The organism is Candidatus Methylospira mobilis, assembly GCF_009498235.1.
Taxonomy (GTDB): domain Bacteria; phylum Pseudomonadota; class Gammaproteobacteria; order Methylococcales; family Methylococcaceae; genus Methylospira; species Methylospira mobilis.
The window spans coordinates 3,861,843-3,877,930 of the sequence record NZ_CP044205.1; the positions used below are offsets into that span (position 1 = coordinate 3,861,843).

The following is a 16,088-nucleotide window of genomic DNA, read 5'->3' on the forward strand; positions in this document are numbered from 1 at the left end:
AATCACCCAATAGCCCAACCCCACCATGATGCCGAGCAAAATCAAAAAAAATATCTGACGGTTGGACATAGTTTGGATGCCTCACTACCGATTTTCAATGAACACGCTTATGCAGGCTACTGCTGCGTTGGCCCGCAAGCTGATATTTTTCAATTTTTTGGGCTTACAACCCCTGCTTCCTAATCCTGTGTTCGCCCACCAGAGCCCAGACGGCAAGCACCAGGTATGCGGCGAAGGCCATCAGCGTCCAATTCGCCAGCGGCAGGCCAAGCATCGCCAATCCTTGCTCTTCGCATACTCCATTGGACAGAAACAAGACGGGGAATTGCAGGCCCAGCCATTCCAACGGGTAATCCATCAGTCTTGCAAAACCGTCTGCACAAGCGGCGGCGTTAGGCGGCTGGCGATAGAGCCAGCTCTGGTAGGCCGCCAGGCCTAAGCCCAAAGCCACGAATCCTATGGCCAAGCCACCCGGAATCCAGCGCGCCCGCCGCCCGTCCGGGAGGGCGGCAATCAACAAGGCCAGCGCGGCGACCAGCATGAACAGCAGGCGCTGCAAGACGCACAGCTCGCAGAAGCTGCGCTCCATCCAGCGAGTCAGGCCCAGACTGGCGCACACCGCCGCCACGCAGGCCAGGGCGAGGGTGATCCAGACCAGACGAATGCCGGCGTTGCGCAGCTTGAAAAGCTGCAAACAGGCGACACTGGCCAGACCCAAGCCAAAGGCGATGCCCAGCTCGGAGGTCGGCAACGGCGCGAAGCGAAACAGCTTAGCAAGTGGCGGCAGATAGAGCGACAAGGCGAGCATCGCCAGCGTCAGGCCGGTCACGATCCACAACACCGGATTGGGCATGCGCAACGATGCCAGCAACGTGCGCGAGCGCGGCCGGTTGGCAAAGATCAGCGCCAGATTGGCGGTGACCAGCACGGCGAACGCAAAGGCGCGGGCGGCAGGTTCGCTCAACTCACCCTGCGCGAACGCATAGGCCCCCATGACCACCGCCAGCACGCCGAGGCCTTGCAGCAGCGCGTGCCAGAGCGTGGCGCCGCCAAACAGCGGCGCATCGGGATCACGCGGCGGGCGCTTCATGCTGTCGGCTTCTGCCGGTTCGTTCTCGAAGGCCAGCGAACAGGTCGGGTCGATGACGATCTGGAGAAAGGCGATGTGCGTCGGAAAGAGCATGGCCGGATAGCCCAGCAGCACCGGCAGCAGCGCCATGCCGGCGATCGGCACATGCACCGCCAGAATGTAGGACATAGACTTCTGCATATTGTCGAAAATGCGCCGTCCCAGCCGCACCGCACCCACGATGGAGGCGAAATTGTCGTCCAGCAACACCAGCGAGGCGGCTTCGCGAGCCACGTCAGTCCCACGCCCGCCCATGGCGATGCCGACATGGGCGGCCTTGAGCGCCGAGGCGTCGTTCACGCCGTCGCCGGTCATCGCGGTGATTTCGCCGTCGGACTTCAGCGCCTGGACGATGCGCAGTTTCTGTTCCGGGGAGATGCGGGCACACACGCTCACCGTCTTCATGCGCTCTTGTAATTGCGCGTCGCTCAACGCCGTCAGGTCGTCGCCGGACAGAATATCGGCGGCGTCCAGTCCGGCTTGGCGGGCGATGGTCTGGGCGGTGGCGGGGTAGTCGCCGGTAATCATCACTACCCGGATACCGGCCTCGCGGCACTGGCCCACGGCGGCGGGGATTTCCGCACGCAAGGGGTCGGACAGGCCCAGCAGACCGATGAACTTAAAATCAAAATCATGTTCGGCGGCGGGCCATGGCTCGCCTGCGTGCCGGGCCTGCGCCACCGCCAGCACCCGCAGGCCCTCGCCCGCCAGAGCCTCCGCCGCCGCCGCAATGCGCTGTTGCACTGCGGCGTCGAGATGGCACAAATCGATAATCGCCTCCGGTGCGCCCTTGGCGGCAACCACATATTCCGCGCCCTGCGTCGCCTTCCAGACATGCGCCATGGCCCGCAATTGCGGCGTCAAACCGTATTCTTGCATCAGCGCCCAGTCGCGGTGTAGATGCTCGGTTTGCGCCAGAAACCGCTGGCCCAGGCGTTGGAATGCCTGTTCCATCGGATCGAACGGGTTGGTTTTGCTGGCGAGTATCGAAAACTCCACCAAGGCATGGAAGGCTTCGGGCAGCGCGTCCGCCGTGGTTTCGGCCACTGTAAAGCGGTCGTCTCCAACAACCAGCCACGCCACCGTCATGCGGTTTTCGGTGAGTGTGCCGGTCTTGTCCACGCACAGCACCGAGGTGGCCCCCAGGGTTTCGATGGCGGCCATACGCCGGGTCAATACCTTCTCTTTCGACAGGCGCCACGCGCCCAAGGCCGGAAACACAGCCAGCACCACCGGGTATTCTTCCGGCAGCATCGCCATGGCCAAGGCAATGCCGGCCAAGGCCGCCTGCAACCAGTCGCCGCGCAGCAGGCCATGGACGAGCATCAACAAAAGGCTCATGCCCAGCGCCAGGAATGCCAAGGTGCGGATCAACCGTGCCGTCTGCTTTTGCAGTGGTGAGCGTTCGGTTTGCAGCGTCCCTAAGGCGGCGCCGATGCGGCCAATCTCGCTACGCGCCCCGGTGGTCGTGACCCGCGCCGTGCCTTGTCCCGCCACCACCAGCGTGCCGGAATAGACGAACGGCGTATCGTCGCCACCGGGCCGGGCCGCCGCAGGTTCCTCGTCCCCGGTGGCGATGGTTTTGCTCGCAGGCACCGCCTCGCCGGTCAGCAGGGATTCGTCCACCTGCACACCGCTGCCCGCGACCAGCACAGCATCGGCAGGCACCCGGTCGCCCTCGGTGAGCATCACCCAGTCGCCACGCACCACATCGCGCCCAGCGATGCGCCGGGCATCGCCATCGCGGATCACCAAGGCACGGGGGCTGGTGAGATCGCGCAGGGCATCCATCGCCCGTTCGGTCTTGCCCTCCTGGTAGAGCGTGAGGCTGAGCGTCACCAGCACGAAGCCGAACAGGATCAATCCTTCCTGCAATTCGCCGAAGACGAGATACAGCGTGCCGGCGGCGAACAACAGCAAAAACATCGGCTCCCGCGCAGCCTCCCAGACGATGCGCAGCCAAGTGCGCCGCTGCTCGCTGGGAAGGGCATTGGGGCCATCCTCGGCCAGCCGTTTGGCGGCTTCTGCGGTAGTCAATCCGCCGTTGTCGGCCAGGGTGTCCGCATTTTTTGGTATGGGCATCGGTGGGCTCAATCGGGGTTTGGCAGCATCCGCAGAAGCGTGCCATCGTGTAGAAGATAGTGATGAAACAGGGCTGCGGCGGCATGGAAACCAATCAGAAAGTATCCCACCGTGCCGCCGGTCTCATGGATTTCCTTGATGAACTCTGCGACATTTTTGCTTTCGCCAATCAGCGCAGGCCATTGCAGGCCGAAGAAAGGGATAGTCTTGCCTGCCGCACTGAGCATCAGCCAGCCGGCCAGCGGCATACTGATCATGAATCCATAAAGCGCATAACGCATCAGCTTGGCCAACAGCTTCTGCCAGCCTGGCGGATCCGGCTCAACGCGAGGGAGGGTACTGGTCAGGTGGACGACCACCCTTAGCGAGGCCAGGATCAGAACCGACAAACCTAGCATGAAGTGCCAAGTCTTCAAACCCTCGCAAAGATCGCTGCCCTTGGGGAAAAGCTCGCGCAGATCAATGCAGGCGTAAACCGCCACCAGCAGAAACAGCATGAACCAGTGGAGACCTATGGACAGGAGCCCGTAACGGTCTGTGCTATTGCGCCATTGCATAGACTTGCTCCGAAGCGGTGAAACCGGACCAGATGGGAAATCGAAAAGAGTGCATGGTTTTCTCCGAGTATAGCCTCAGTGATTGACGCGGCCCACTCATTCAAGGGGCTTGTCGAAATCCGCCCTTCGGCACGCTCAGGTAAGAACGGGATGCCAGGGCTCGGTTTATAAGAGCCTAAGCGCAAGACTAGCCGCAGTCTGTACGGCATCGCGCACATCGAGATGATTCCTCTATCCTTGGTTTGTAGGCTAACGCACAGACTGTGGCGGGCTTTCACGATATTTTGAGGCTTTCGAAAATCGTGCATCCACTTCCGGGTGTGTTTAAACAAACGGCACAAAAGTCCCATAGAATTTCATGCGGGCAACCGCAAGAGCCACGACTATTTTGAGCAGTCGCTTTGCACTCCTGTTTACCCTTGCCGTTACTGCCGGGGTGTCCTAAAGTCGACTCATCTTTCTCTGTTTGCGACGAAGGTTTGCTGGAGTTGGTCGTTGGAGCGCTGCCGACAAGCTGCGCGTCAACGCCGAAACACACTGGGGATGGCCTTATGAAATTCACACATGATACTCAGGCCCGAACTATAAACAGATGCGAACCGTCCGCATTGATCTTTCATAAAATGTTTATTTTACAATCTGTTGAAGGATTACATTTCAGGGGAAACAGGGATTGAGTTGGCGTTTCTGCAAAATAGCTGTAGAATTTCCGGTCAGGTCCGCAAATGAAAACCGTTGCGCTTGCAACATAATAATAACGATACACAACATGAACTTAGACGAAGCACTGCACAAACACGCCGAATGGAAAACGAAATTACGAACCGCTATCTTTAAAAAAGAAGCTGTCGACGCCTCTACCATAGCAAAAGACAATTGCTGTGACCTGGGACGCTGGCTCTATGGAGAGGCCTACAAAAGTTATGGCGACTTGGGAACTTACAAGATCTGCGTGCAGAAACACGCCAATTTTCATAGTGAAGCAGGAAAAATAGCCTTCCTCATCAATGACAAGAAATACGACGAGGCAGACCTTGCCCTTGCAGCGCATTCCCCTTATGCTCAGGCTAGTAATGAGGTGGCAACAGCTATTGTCAGATTGCGCAAAGAGGCGTCATTATAAATATAAACATTCCCATCGTCTTCTTGCTCAAACCCTTCGCTTCAATCCAACAGAAGAACTTACGATGAAACTCGGCTTACAAACCGGCGCGCTCGCGGCAAGGCTTGAGGGATTAATAGTGACGCCATAGTTAAACTGCACTTATGGCGTCCGTTACTGGAAACCGTCACAATCACGCGGCAGGCTTTCCGAACCAGCAACCCTCTTTCCAAGCTACCTGAAACACCGCTGCATACACAAGGCGCTGACCGGATATAGTTTTATTGCTTACTATAAAAAAGAAAGAGGAGTGTAATGGTTTAATGAAGCCGGACACTTCGAAAGGCAGATTTTATACTGTCAGCAGAGGTGAGCATGAAGACAAACGAGAAAAAACACAAGCGCCCCAAATACAGTCTGGAATTTAAGCAAGATGCCGCCCAGCTGGTTCTTGAAAAAGGCTACAGCCTGAACCAGGCTGCGGACCATTTGGGCATATCATTAAGTGCCCTCGGGCGCTGGGTTCGTGCGGAACGCAAGCCTTCCGGCAATGACTCCGCGACGAAAAAGCCAGGCTTGAATCTGGGGGATCACGATGAATTGATTCGCTTGCGCAAGGAAAATGAACAGTTGCGAATGGAGCGCGAGATATTAAAAAAGGCCGCAGTCTTCTTTGCGAAAGAAGCCGAATAAAGTACGGGTTTATTCAGGTGCAACAGAAGACGTATCCAGTGACCGTGCTCTGTCGAGTGATGCAGGTGAGTACCAGTGCGTATTATGAGTGGTTAAAAGCCCGACAGGACAGCGATAAGGATCAACAAGATCAAAAGCTTGCCGAGAAGGCGAGGCAGATTTTCATCGACAATAAACAGTGCTTTGGTTCGCGTCGTTTAGCGGATCGACTGCAAAAACAAGGTTTTGTCGTTGGGCGTTTTAAAACGCGGCGCATCATGCGAGATTTAAACTTGAAGGTGCGCTATCCCAGGCGAGTTAAGGTCACCACCGATAGTAACCATAACGAGGCCATTTCGCCCAACCGCTTGGACCGGCAATTCCAGGTTGGCAAGCCCAATCAAGTATGGACGACAGATATCACCTACGTGTGGACCCTAGAAGGCTGGCTTTATGTCGCGGTGGTCATCGATCTGTTTTCCCGGCAAGTCGTGGGCTGGGCGATTGATGATCACATGCGGGCCTCGCTGTGCGTCAAGGCCTTGCAAATGGCCTTCTGGCGCCGCAAACCGCCACCCGGTCTGTTGCATCACTCGGATCGTGGCAGCCAGTATGCGAGCAGGGAATATCGCCGGCATTTAGACGTGATGAAGATGGAACAGAGTATGAGCCGCAAAGGGAACTGCTGGGACAACTCGCCGACCGAACGTTTTTTTCGCAGCTTGAAGCATGAGCAGCTCAACTACGAAAAATTCAAGACCCAAGCGGCGGCAAAACTGAGTGTGATCGATTATTTGGCTTTTTATAATGGCCTTCGACCACACTCAACATTGGGCTACCAGTCCCCACTCGAATTCGAGCGGGAATTTTATAGAAACGCTGCCTGAACAGGTGTCCGGTTTTTGTTGACCATTACAGGAGTTTACAACTACAGTTACGAAACACCCTTGGAGTTAAGGAACTTACCGAACTCCTTGTCTACCTTCATTATATGGTTATACAGCCAGTCTTTCAGAAAAGCCAGGGTGTCCTGCTGTATATTGGCATGCTTTTCCTTGAAGTCTTTTTCAAACTGGCTTATTTTATCAATGAATTTATTATGTTCATTTATATGCGCGGGCGACTCGGGATACTCATGCACATCCATTAAATATTGCTCAATCGAAAAGTGAGCGATTGTATAATCAACGAGTTCCTCGAGAATTTCTTGCGTGATTTTTTCGCTGCCTGACTTATCCGGACTGATGATATCGTCATGCAATAAATTTATCAGCTCAACCAATCGCTGGTGTTGATCATCGATTTCCAAAACTCCCACGACCAGGTTATCATCCCATTCGAATAATGCCATAGCTTCCTCATTTTTAAAGTAAAGAACAACGTTCTGGAATAAAAAGCTTCTTCACGCTGACGCGCCGCTCCAAGCAAACAGCTTCCTTATGTAATCTGCCGGCATTGAATTAATCGGTGCATTCTTATGGAGTGCAAGCATATCACCTGGGTAGGAAATTTCCAATACATTCCAATGGGTGCATTAGGGTTGACTCAAACGCGCTCGCAACCTGTACCTGCCACGCAAACACACAGTCCAACGCGGCGCGAGGAGCCAGCCCCCTCCTGCTCTCAATAACATTCCGCCTGCAGATCGCAGAACCGGCTCAGGCACCAGGGGACGCGAATACATCATTGAAATGCTGCTCACAGCCGATCATGAGTTTCCGCGTCAGAGTGTAATGTTACTCCGTTGATTTCAGATCAATGCCTTCGATATTTTGAACAATTTTTTTGCCGGCGGCACACTTTACGGTAGCCGCATAGCTTTTATTAATTTCCACGTTGACCCCGGCTTCTTCAGAATGTTGATCGGAGTTTTTATCCACACTCCAAAACACGCTGTAGGTAGTATTGCCATTTGGAATTTCAACGGAGTAGGTCATATAACGCCCTACGCCCTGCCACTGGGTTGTGGTTGCATCGCCTCTTGGAATATGAATAATAATTTCCGGTTTTTCATTCTATTTTCCAAATGAATACTCAATGGCTTTTTGAGAGTCGCACACCGCAATGAGTTTTCCTTTATCAGTTGGCTCAATATGGGTTTCAGGGTCTTGAAGACCCGTTTTTTAAAGGAAAAAATAGTCTGAGCGGAAATAAGAAGGTAAGATACGGGTTATTTTTCATAACCAATTGAAATAAGTGACGATCATAAATATTAAAGCATTAGTCAACGACGCCTCTTGCTACGAAAAGATTAGAGAATTACGCTGGCCGAATATGGGCGGGTATCGCACTCATCTCCTCTGCCCGGCGGCGAACTGCCGGTTGCGCCTTCAGCAATCGGGCTGGATGGACAGGCAATGACTCCAGACGGCATCCAGCCTTGTGAAAAACCGCATGCACTGGCGCCCACCGAGATTAACTGCATCATCAAGCAACATCCGCCGCGCAGCAACGAATGCACTTAGCGCCGGCTTTGACGGCGTCGAAATTCACGGCGCGAACGGCTATCTGCTCGATCAATTTCTGCACGACGGTTCCAATCTGCGCACCGACGATTATGGCAGTTCGCTGGAAAACCGGGCACGGCTGAAGCTGGAGGTCACCGAGGCGGTAGTGGAGATATGCGGGGCAAGACCGCGGCGGAATACGGCTTTCTCCGCTGCAACCGTTTAACAGCATGCACGACGCCAGCCCTGGAAGCCACTTTCAGCTACATGACTGAACAACTCAACCGTTTCGGCCTCGCCTACCTGCGTTACTGAAATGGGTGGCGAAAATCCCGGCATTGCAGGCCCTGAGTTCGATTTGGATATGCTGCACAAAATCTGGAAAGGCATATATATATCACCAACAGCGGTTACACCTTCGTCAAAGGAAATACTGCGCTTGCCGAAGGCAAAGCTGATATGGCGGCATTGGGAGTTCCTTTCATCGCCAATCCGGATCTTGTCGAACGCTTCGCGCTGAATGAGCCCGATCAGGTAAGTTGGTAACTTTTTACCGCGGCGGGGAAAAAGGCTATGCGGACTACCCGCTCCTGAATCAAAGGCTGCCGGACGCATAGCTCGGACTCTTAAGCAGCATTGCAACGCCTTCCATCTATGCCCGAATTATCCCGACCGGGCCAGATCCTGCCAACGCAGCATAAACAATCCTGGCTTGCGCGGTCGAGTAAGGCGGTTGAAAGCCATCTCTGTAATTTATTCACGGTCACTTCACTGAGGGTTCGGTCGGAAATAACTTTTTCCTGGCCTATTTCCAACAATGGAAACTGTAATGCAATAACCGATGGATGCGCGCGCTTATCCACCCTAGAGCTAAGATAGACAAATGCCCCCCCAAAAAGTCCGTACGCTTGGCATCATAACGGATAGCTATTCCCACCTCATCCTAAAAACGCACAAACTCGCTTTCATCAAAACCGGCGGGCGGCAGATTCGGGAAATCCATCCTTGATTTCGGCTTGGGCGGTTTGAAGGAACGTGATGCCTTATTGCTGTTGGATTTGGCCTGTCGCTGTTGATGTTCTTCTATCCTGACAGTAAAAAAGCTCATCAAGTTCTGAAGCTGTTCCGCCTTGTCTCCCATCTCTTCCGCTGTCGCCGCCAGTTCTTCCGATGCGCTGGCATTCTGCTGCGTAACCTGGCTTAACTGCAACATCGCCTTGTTGATCTGTTCGATGCCGGTGGCTTGCTCCTCCGAGGCCGAAGTAATTTCCTGCACCAGATCCGATGTCTTGGCAATGCTGGGTACAATTTCCTTAAGCAAATGACCGGCGTTTTCCGCTAGTTCGACGCTGTTGCTTGCCTGTTCAATAATTTCCTGCGCCGCAACCTGACTACGCTCAGCCAGTTTGCGCACTTCCGCGGCGACCACGGCGAAACCTTTGCCATGCTCTCCGGCCCGTGCCGCTTCTATCGCCGCATTCAGCGCCAATAAATTGGTTTGATAGGCGATATCGTCTATGATCTGAATTTTGTTGGCGATAATCTTCATGGCCGCGACCGTTTGCAAAACAGCCTCGCCGCCCTTGCCGGCCTCTTGGGCAGCCTTGTTGGCCATGCCGTCAGTCACTTTGGCGTTTTCCGCGTTTTGCATAACCGAAGAACTCATCTGCTCCACCGCACTGCTGGTTTCTTCGACGCTGGCAGCCTGTTCGCTGGCGCCTTGCGATAGGGATTGCGCTGTCGCGTTGACCTCTCCAGTCGTTTCAACCAGGGTTTCAGTCGCTATCAGCACCTGGCAGATGGTTTTTGCCAGTTTATCTGCAGTATTGTTTACAGTGTCGCGTAATTGACTTAACTGTCCGCGATATTCCTCTGTGATGCTCAAAGTCATGTCGCCCTTCTCCATAGCCGTCAACACACGCATCACTTCGTTGATCGGGCCGATGACAGCATCAAGCGTGTTGTTGACGCCCTGTATAATTTTGCGGAAGTCTCCCTGATGCCTGGCGGCGTTTGCTCGTGTATCCAATTTACCCTCGGCAGCGGCTGCCGAGAGCAGGCTGGCATCCTCCGCCAGCGCATTAATGGCGCCAACCATTTTCATCAGCGAGAACATCACGCTGCTGTTGTCGTTGGCTCTAAGCACGATGTTGTCGCTTAAATTGCCACGCGCCACGTTGTCGGCAATTTCAGCCAGCCGCGCCGGTTCACCGCCGAGTTGACCCAGCAGCACACGCGTGACCCAGAGCGTAATAATGCAACCTAAAACAAAAGCAGCAACCGTGAGCACGCACATTAACAAACGCGCCGCCGAATAACCGCTCTGCGCATCCTTGCCAGATTTTTCCATCAATTCGTTTTGATATTTGATCAGGTTGTTGGTGGCTTCGATATAGTTGGTTTGCAAACCGCGCACATCTTTCAACATGAAGTCGACCGCTTCCTTGCTTTCGCTATTGCCTATCATTTGCATGAGATGCTCCTGCGCCACAGCATATTTGGCGCGCGCATCTTTCACCGACGCGAGGGCAATCTTGCCTTGATCGGTTGTAATTATTTTTTCCAGCCTGGCAAGGTCTTCCGTAATCGTCTTGCGTGCATCATCGATTCGACTCAGCTCCCTGTTTATCGACTCCTTGTCGCTCAGTAACAGCGCATTACGCATGGCGCGTGCGACGACATTGATATTACTGATGACGTCATTGGCGATCACAGTCTTCTGGTAGCGGTCATTGACTATCAAGCTGATGGATTCATTGAGATTACCCATACGGGTGATGGCAATCCAGGCAACGACGACCATCATGGCGATAATGGAGCCAAAGCCAAGAGCAAGGCGCAGACTAACTTTCAGGTCTCGAAACATACTGTTATCCATTAAATGTTTATCAGTTCATGAGGGGATCAAATGGAAACTCAGACGTCTCCATCCGTATCTGGGCGAGAAATATTATCGCTTACTTATATTTCTATAGATAGCTGTCGAGTCTTGCCACATGGATTCAGAAAACACCCTGTAAGGATGGATTTATCACGAACCGTCAAATATTGAAACGGTATACTTCGGTACGGTTGGCTGAGTATAGAGACAGGCCGGTTGATTGTTAATATGTCCTTCGGTCGCGCCGTATTGCGTACCCGGACAGCCCGGCCCTGAAGGCGGATTTTGTGATCCGGAGCAAATATCGCAACCTGCCGGGAAGACCCCCGTGTTTTGACTGTTGCCCAACTCCGATGTAACTATGATCGGGTTACCGGAAGACGGCGTTATCGACATACCGTAGTTGAAACCATTAACGAGGCTGATATCGTACCAGTCGCTCCCACTGGTATTCAGGTTCAACTCCGCCATCGTCAAGCCCGTCCCGCCGCCGCAAGTGGACCAGGCCGCTATATTTGCTGAAATAGCTACATTGAAATTTCCATTTGTTAAAGCAAAAGTTTGCTTGTTTGGCGGGCTGTTCGGCGTTAATGGGATAGCCGGACCCAATTGGAAATAGCAGATAAGCGGGTTTGCAGCAAGCCAGCTGCAAATGGGGAAGTCGCTTTGGCTATAAGAACCCATCGAGCCGTTATTGAACCCCATATAGACTGTAATGCTGCTCGATGAGTTATTTTCCACGATCAGTGTTTGATTCACCGCCGCTGCGGTATTCCGCAAGTTATTTGAACAGCCGGAAACAGATGGAATAAGGAGGCAGACACAGATCATCAAGAAGAGGCGCTTTAACATTGTTTTCATTTTTCTCACCATACAATCAATGCGTTGAAATTAAACGGAAAACCGTAGTCATCGTTACACATAAGATTAAGCGATACTATTCCATTCAAGACTGATCATCTGAACCGTAGCCTTCCAGCAAGCATTTATCAATCTGAAATAAAACTGTATTTTCATGGCGTGCTCAAAATACAAGTGCAACCTTATGGTAAGGTGTTCCGATGAAAAAGAAAGACGCCTGCCTAATAATGCTTTTAAGCGAAATGGCTTGATGTCGCCATCATATATTCATCTGTACCTATTGTCACCTTTCAGGAAAATGTTGAAACACCAATCGAACTCACGCGGCCCTTTCGGAAGAAAAAACCTTTCCCGCCAACCTGACGCCGCGCAGATATTTGCTTTGCCTCCGCGCGCAATAACGGGTTATTGCGTCCGGTGCGCCGACTGTCGTACCGAACTCTTGCAACAGGCTGCCGGCGTAGTCGATGAAGGTTTCGCCATCGAATTCCAACCGATCCGGTATTTTCGGGCGGTATTCAGCAATAAATCCGCGCCTGCGCGGATGCGTCGCGCGTCCGTTCCAACCCACCAGCTCCAGATAATCGTCGCATGCAAACGGAGTCGCCCAGCTGGTCCGTCCTGGTCGCATCGAACGGCATCAGCGCGGCGAGTAGCGGTGCTTGAAGTTCGGTTGAGACGCTATTCTGCGACTCCTGCACATCGACCGACGGTATCCCCCGGCGATGCGCTCTGTATAGAGGTAAACTTCGACGCTACCGGCGTATCGGCAACCCCGGCACGGACCCGAGTCAGATCAACATAGTCCACCGCCGCCAGCAACGCCTGGCTTTTGAAACGTCCCTCCCAGAAACACCCCTTGACGCCGTCTTCGGCATTGGCCATGCGCGCAACATGCTCGTTCAGCGTGCGCATAAACCAGGACAAATCGTGCAGGCGCTCCCGATACCTTGAGGCAATGACTTCAACCATCGCCAACTCCGCCTCGCTCATGGCTTCCGAAGCCGGAAAACACGATACCAGCACAGGTCCTTTAAACAAGCGCAGCCAGCGCTGAAATACTTCTGTGGTGCTCCACTGCTGCGCCCGATCGCGGTCGATGCTCACCACCACATGAAAATGATTGCTCATCACTGCGTACGCAGCGACATCGAGCGCGAAGATATCGGCAAGCTGCAAGATACGCCCCCGTGTCCAGCCGCGCCGGTATACGAAGTCTTTGCCGGTATGCGCATCATACCCGCATAAAAACGCCCGGCGCACACAGTGCGCGACACAGTGATACCAGCGGCTATCTTCCAGAGAAACCAAAGTGTTGCCAGGACTGGTCATGGGGTTAGCCCACGGCAAATTTGAACGGTCTAAAAATTAGCGGAAAACGGATAGATCTTAAAAATCAGAGACATGTAATCAATATGGATGTCTTTTTTTGTTTGTGATCACCACCACACTAATATACAATAAATATACGTTTCGTATATTAGAGATGATTATGGGTATCGTTAAAATCAGTGACGGACTACATGAAGAGATCCGGAAAGCCAGTTGCACGATGGTTCGTTCGATCAATTCTCAGGCCGAGTTTTGGATAAAAATCGGCATGCTAGCTGAAACTCATCCCAACATGACTTACACTGAGATTTTACGAGAACAACTACGCCTTGCTGCTGTTGAGTTAAACGAGGTTGGCAATGGCTAGTGTGATCCTAAAAAACGAGAGTGAACTTGAACTGATGCGTGAATCAGGGCGTTTGCTCGCATCTGTGTTTACTTATCTCGATCAACACATCAAAGTTGGAATTTCAACCATGGAAATAAATAATCTGGTTGAAGATTTTATTACCAACACATTAAATGCAAGACCGGCCAGTAAAGGACAATATAACTTTCCTTTTGTTCTAAACACATCAATCAATGATGTCGTTTGTCACGGAATACCTTCCACAAGCCTACTACTTAAGTCTGGCGACATCATCAATGTCGACATAACGCTTGAAAAAAATGGCTTTATCGCCGACTCAAGTAAAATGTACGTAGTCGGGGATGCTTCACCATTAGCCAAAAGGCTAGTTGATAAAACTTACGACGCTATGTGGCATGGTATTCGCGCAGTAAAACCCGGAGCAACACTTGGTGACATTGGTTACGCAATACAAAAATTTGCATCTTCACAAGGCTATTCAGTTGTACGCCAATACTGTGGTCACGGTATTGGCCAAGAAATGCATGAGGAGCCTCGGGTTTTACATTACGGAAAACCGAATAGCGGAATTGTTTTGCAAGAAGGCATGACTTTTACAATTGAGCCAATGATAAACCAAGGCGAAGCAAAAATTAAAAAAAAGCGTGATGGTTGGACAATTGTTACTCGTGATAAAAAGCTCTCCGCACAATGGGAGCACACTATTGCGGTTACAGCCGATGGCTATGAAGTTCTGACTCTGCGAGATGAAGAGCGCGTTTAACAAAAACTTTAAGCCGAACGGCAGCTCATTAAATTCCAGCCAACATTGAGCGCAAAGCTGTAAATATCGCTTTTTGGTCGGCAGCAGTGATTCGGGAGTGTATGGAAACTGTCCACTCCAGAACGTCGGCTTTCAGAAGAGCCCTGTGACCGCAAAGGCAGAACAGGCTACATGTTCTTTCCGGTTTGTACAGCCGTTCCGCCCTGTCACCGGACCTTCGACAGATTAAAAATGGCGGCTGGCGACACAACTGCTTGTTGTACCCCTGCTTGGTGTGCCTACAGCACGGATACAGCAAGGTTAGCACCGTCGATAATTTCGATGCCGCCATTTCGCATACGACAGGTGAAGAGATGCTTATCAGAAGGCTCAACAGATCGAGAAAAGAACCTGTGCAGCTCACTTGGCTCTTCCATCTCAATGTGAATGGCAACGGAATTGATATTGTTCTTCGCAGCCAGTCGTTCCAAGCTGTTTTCAAGCTCGCTTTCCTCGTTACGCTTGCTTATGTCTTGTGCTTCGGTGCTGAAATACCTGATCAGTGCTTTCTCTATGATGCGACCCTCTTCATCTACCTTTACTTCATCAACCATTGAGTTGGCAACGCAGAAGTTGATTGGAGCGCTTCGATTCATTCCTATTGACGATACCTTGAACAGATTAAAAAAAACAAAAAAGTCATGTTCGTCATTGGACACCCTGTACAGCATGTCAGACAGGCCACTATGGGCCCCATTTATTGGGCGCTCCGATGGACTCCTGGTGTAGCCGACGTAATGAATTTCAGTATTTATTCCAAGCTCGATACCACTGTCTTGTAAAAAATCGTGAATCGACAAGGACACTTTATGGTCCGGTGTGTAGTGAAACGTTATGAAGCGATCAGAAATTTCAACGGGCGGTTTGATCGGTTGTCGTGTCTGGGAATCAAGTATTTTCGTGGTGACCTTTCTCCGAATTCTTTCGCGGCCTATCTCAACGTAAAAAAACAGATCGTTGCCGAAAAATGAATACTTTGGCTTTTTTCCCACGCAAAACCTGAGCTTCTTTCTTGCGGCAAGGAAGTATATGAAGCGCTTGTCCAGTTGACTCTCAACTATGGCCTGTAGCTGCTTTAAGTAATCCGCGATTTGTTGCTTCATATTGAAGCCCTCTGGTGGATGGGGAAGCAGGTCGTACCAGAAACAAGTGGAGTTATTTAGCTCCACGTACCAATCCTTGTCGGACCCCGTGTAGCTTGGTTCCCGCTGCAAAAAGTCGAACATGCCTCGCGCCACGGTATTATTCTCCATAGTTATAATGGAAAGTCGGCTGCCTGGTTGACGCAAAATATTGCGTCAACCAGGCAGTTTAAAACCTCACAAAAATGACAAAACACCTTCATCTTCACAGCACTTACAAGATAAAACACATCCTATAATAAATAACAAAACGCATCAATAACCCTACTGGAATCAAGACAAAAACATCAAATGATACATACTCATCTACAATGCATATACAATGCATACAAAAACACTCACGATCTTTGGAAGAGGAAGTGAGACAAGTCTGGCGAGACCGTCTGCCCCCATGGATGGGCGCAGAGAGCCTCCATGGAAGGATTTACGTCGTGTCTCGACAGGCTTGCCTCACTTCCGACCGCTTCGGTCTGCCAATCAATCACTCGCGCTGACCCTGTATTTTTTAGGATGCGTACACAGAGCAACCCTGGAACATCTCCAACAGTATCCAGGTAACGTCCCTGTCGCTGGATTCCGGCAATCCCTGCTGGAATGACGTAGCTTGCTTTACGTCAGAACGCCATAGCGACCGCCGACAATCTCATGCGTCCGTTGTTTGGATACCTTCAAATCTGCAATCCTACCCTACCCAGCCAACAATGTAACCTG

General features: G+C 51.9%; 16 protein-coding genes. 6 read left to right on the forward strand and 10 right to left on the reverse strand.

Going from position 1 to position 16,088, the window contains the following annotated elements; genetic code table 11:
• Nucleotides 1-163: 163 nt before the first annotated feature.
• Both F6R98_RS17595 and F6R98_RS17600 read right to left on the reverse strand, forming a co-directional pair.
• Nucleotides 164-3,211: an HAD-IC family P-type ATPase gene (locus F6R98_RS17595; RefSeq protein WP_153250182.1), complete on the reverse strand. Its 3,048-nt coding sequence runs from the start codon at nucleotides 3,209-3,211 to the stop codon at nucleotides 164-166.
• Nucleotides 3,212-3,219: 8 nt separating this feature from the next.
• Complete coding sequence (locus F6R98_RS17600) at nucleotides 3,220-3,768, reverse strand: cytochrome b (RefSeq protein WP_153250183.1); 549 nt, start codon at nucleotides 3,766-3,768, stop codon at nucleotides 3,220-3,222.
• Nucleotides 3,769-4,537: 769 nt separating this feature from the next.
• Here F6R98_RS17600 and F6R98_RS17605 point away from each other — a divergent pair.
• The 3 genes from F6R98_RS17605 to F6R98_RS17615 all read left to right on the forward strand — a co-directional run bounded on the left by F6R98_RS17605 (nucleotide 4,538) and on the right by F6R98_RS17615 (nucleotide 6,429).
• A complete protein-coding gene (locus tag F6R98_RS17605; protein WP_153250184.1) occupies nucleotides 4,538-4,891 on the forward strand; it encodes a CZB domain-containing protein in 354 nt (117 codons plus the stop codon).
• Nucleotides 4,892-5,245: 354 nt separating this feature from the next.
• The gene (locus F6R98_RS17610; protein WP_153249990.1) at nucleotides 5,246-5,563 is read left to right on the forward strand and encodes a transposase; all 318 of its coding nucleotides are present in this window, start codon (nucleotides 5,246-5,248) and stop codon (nucleotides 5,561-5,563) included.
• Nucleotides 5,564-5,580: 17 nt separating this feature from the next.
• Nucleotides 5,581-6,429 (forward strand): IS3 family transposase, encoded by an 849-nt coding sequence (locus F6R98_RS17615; RefSeq protein WP_265588106.1) that lies wholly within the window; start codon nucleotides 5,581-5,583, stop codon nucleotides 6,427-6,429.
• Between the two features lie 47 nt (nucleotides 6,430-6,476).
• On the opposite strand, the gene F6R98_RS17620 is transcribed toward F6R98_RS17615, so the two are convergent.
• Nucleotides 6,477-6,893 carry a bacteriohemerythrin gene (locus tag F6R98_RS17620; RefSeq protein ID WP_153250185.1) on the reverse strand — a complete coding sequence of 139 codons (417 nt, stop codon included), beginning with the start codon at nucleotides 6,891-6,893 and terminating at the stop codon, nucleotides 6,477-6,479.
• A gap of 385 nt (nucleotides 6,894-7,278) precedes the next feature.
• A complete protein-coding gene (locus F6R98_RS17625; protein ID WP_153250186.1) occupies nucleotides 7,279-7,479 on the reverse strand; it encodes a hypothetical protein in 201 nt (66 codons plus the stop codon).
• Nucleotides 7,480-7,936: 457 nt separating this feature from the next.
• Here F6R98_RS17625 and F6R98_RS22195 point away from each other — a divergent pair, with 457 nt between their 5' ends.
• Nucleotides 7,937-8,215 (forward strand): oxidoreductase, encoded by a 279-nt coding sequence (locus tag F6R98_RS22195; protein ID WP_228124935.1) that lies wholly within the window; start codon nucleotides 7,937-7,939, stop codon nucleotides 8,213-8,215.
• Here F6R98_RS22195 and F6R98_RS22200 read toward each other — a convergent pair.
• The 5 genes from F6R98_RS22200 to F6R98_RS22210 form a co-directional block, all read right to left on the reverse strand.
• On the reverse strand, nucleotides 8,212-8,604 hold the full coding sequence (locus tag F6R98_RS22200; RefSeq protein ID WP_228124936.1) for a hypothetical protein: 393 nt from the start codon (nucleotides 8,602-8,604) through the stop codon (nucleotides 8,212-8,214). The two genes, F6R98_RS22195 and F6R98_RS22200, sit on opposite strands and share 4 nt — an antisense overlap.
• A gap of 328 nt (nucleotides 8,605-8,932) precedes the next feature.
• Entirely contained in the window at nucleotides 8,933-10,855 is a 1,923-nt protein-coding gene (locus F6R98_RS17635) for a HAMP domain-containing methyl-accepting chemotaxis protein (protein WP_228124937.1), read from the reverse strand.
• A gap of 165 nt (nucleotides 10,856-11,020) precedes the next feature.
• On the reverse strand, nucleotides 11,021-11,731 hold the full coding sequence (locus tag F6R98_RS17640; RefSeq protein WP_194270005.1) for a thaumatin family protein: 711 nt from the start codon (nucleotides 11,729-11,731) through the stop codon (nucleotides 11,021-11,023).
• A gap of 319 nt (nucleotides 11,732-12,050) precedes the next feature.
• Nucleotides 12,051-12,362, reverse strand: coding sequence for a hypothetical protein (locus tag F6R98_RS22205; protein WP_228124938.1), 312 nt, complete (start codon nucleotides 12,360-12,362; stop codon nucleotides 12,051-12,053).
• A gap of 50 nt (nucleotides 12,363-12,412) precedes the next feature.
• On the reverse strand, nucleotides 12,413-13,063 hold the full coding sequence (locus F6R98_RS22210; RefSeq protein WP_228124939.1) for a hypothetical protein: 651 nt from the start codon (nucleotides 13,061-13,063) through the stop codon (nucleotides 12,413-12,415).
• Between the two features lie 160 nt (nucleotides 13,064-13,223).
• On the opposite strand from F6R98_RS22210, the gene F6R98_RS17650 reads away from it, so the two are divergent.
• Both F6R98_RS17650 and map read left to right on the forward strand, forming a co-directional pair.
• Entirely contained in the window at nucleotides 13,224-13,430 is a 207-nt protein-coding gene (locus tag F6R98_RS17650) for a ParD-like family protein (RefSeq protein ID WP_153250188.1), read from the forward strand.
• Complete coding sequence (gene map, locus F6R98_RS17655; RefSeq protein ID WP_153250189.1) at nucleotides 13,423-14,196, forward strand: type I methionyl aminopeptidase; 774 nt, start codon at nucleotides 13,423-13,425, stop codon at nucleotides 14,194-14,196. Before F6R98_RS17650 ends, map begins: the two co-directional genes overlap by 8 nt.
• A 278-nt stretch (nucleotides 14,197-14,474) precedes the next feature.
• On the opposite strand, the gene F6R98_RS17660 is transcribed toward map, so the two are convergent.
• The gene (locus F6R98_RS17660) at nucleotides 14,475-15,488 is read right to left on the reverse strand and encodes a hypothetical protein (RefSeq protein WP_194270006.1); all 1,014 of its coding nucleotides are present in this window, start codon (nucleotides 15,486-15,488) and stop codon (nucleotides 14,475-14,477) included.
• Nucleotides 15,489-16,088: the final 600 nt, after the last annotated feature.

Excerpts from the sequence above, each read along its gene's own strand:
- F6R98_RS17635 (WP_228124937.1), bottom strand. The coding sequence starts at position 10,855 with ATGTTTCGAGACCTGAAAGTTAGTCTGCGCCTTGCTCTTGGCTTTGGC.
- F6R98_RS17620 (WP_153250185.1), bottom strand. The coding sequence starts at position 6,893 with ATGGCATTATTCGAATGGGATGATAACCTGGTCGTGGGAGTTTTGGAA.
- F6R98_RS17595 (WP_153250182.1), bottom strand. The coding sequence starts at position 3,211 with ATGCCCATACCAAAAAATGCGGACACCCTGGCCGACAACGGCGGATTG.
- F6R98_RS22205 (WP_228124938.1), bottom strand. The coding sequence starts at position 12,362 with ATGCGACCAGGACGGACCAGCTGGGCGACTCCGTTTGCATGCGACGAT.
- F6R98_RS17660 (WP_194270006.1), bottom strand. The coding sequence starts at position 15,488 with ATGGAGAATAATACCGTGGCGCGAGGCATGTTCGACTTTTTGCAGCGG.
- F6R98_RS22195 (WP_228124935.1), top strand. The coding sequence starts at position 7,937 with ATGCACTGGCGCCCACCGAGATTAACTGCATCATCAAGCAACATCCGC.
- F6R98_RS17640 (WP_194270005.1), bottom strand. The coding sequence starts at position 11,731 with ATGAAAACAATGTTAAAGCGCCTCTTCTTGATGATCTGTGTCTGCCTC.
- F6R98_RS22210 (WP_228124939.1), bottom strand. The coding sequence starts at position 13,063 with ATGACCAGTCCTGGCAACACTTTGGTTTCTCTGGAAGATAGCCGCTGG.
- F6R98_RS17600 (WP_153250183.1), bottom strand. The coding sequence starts at position 3,768 with ATGCAATGGCGCAATAGCACAGACCGTTACGGGCTCCTGTCCATAGGT.
- F6R98_RS17650 (WP_153250188.1), top strand. The coding sequence starts at position 13,224 with ATGGGTATCGTTAAAATCAGTGACGGACTACATGAAGAGATCCGGAAA.
- F6R98_RS17610 (WP_153249990.1), top strand. The coding sequence starts at position 5,246 with ATGAAGACAAACGAGAAAAAACACAAGCGCCCCAAATACAGTCTGGAA.
- map (WP_153250189.1), top strand. The coding sequence starts at position 13,423 with ATGGCTAGTGTGATCCTAAAAAACGAGAGTGAACTTGAACTGATGCGT.
- F6R98_RS17605 (WP_153250184.1), top strand. The coding sequence starts at position 4,538 with ATGAACTTAGACGAAGCACTGCACAAACACGCCGAATGGAAAACGAAA.
- F6R98_RS17625 (WP_153250186.1), bottom strand. The coding sequence starts at position 7,479 with ATGACCTACTCCGTTGAAATTCCAAATGGCAATACTACCTACAGCGTG.
- F6R98_RS22200 (WP_228124936.1), bottom strand. The coding sequence starts at position 8,604 with ATGCGTCCGGCAGCCTTTGATTCAGGAGCGGGTAGTCCGCATAGCCTT.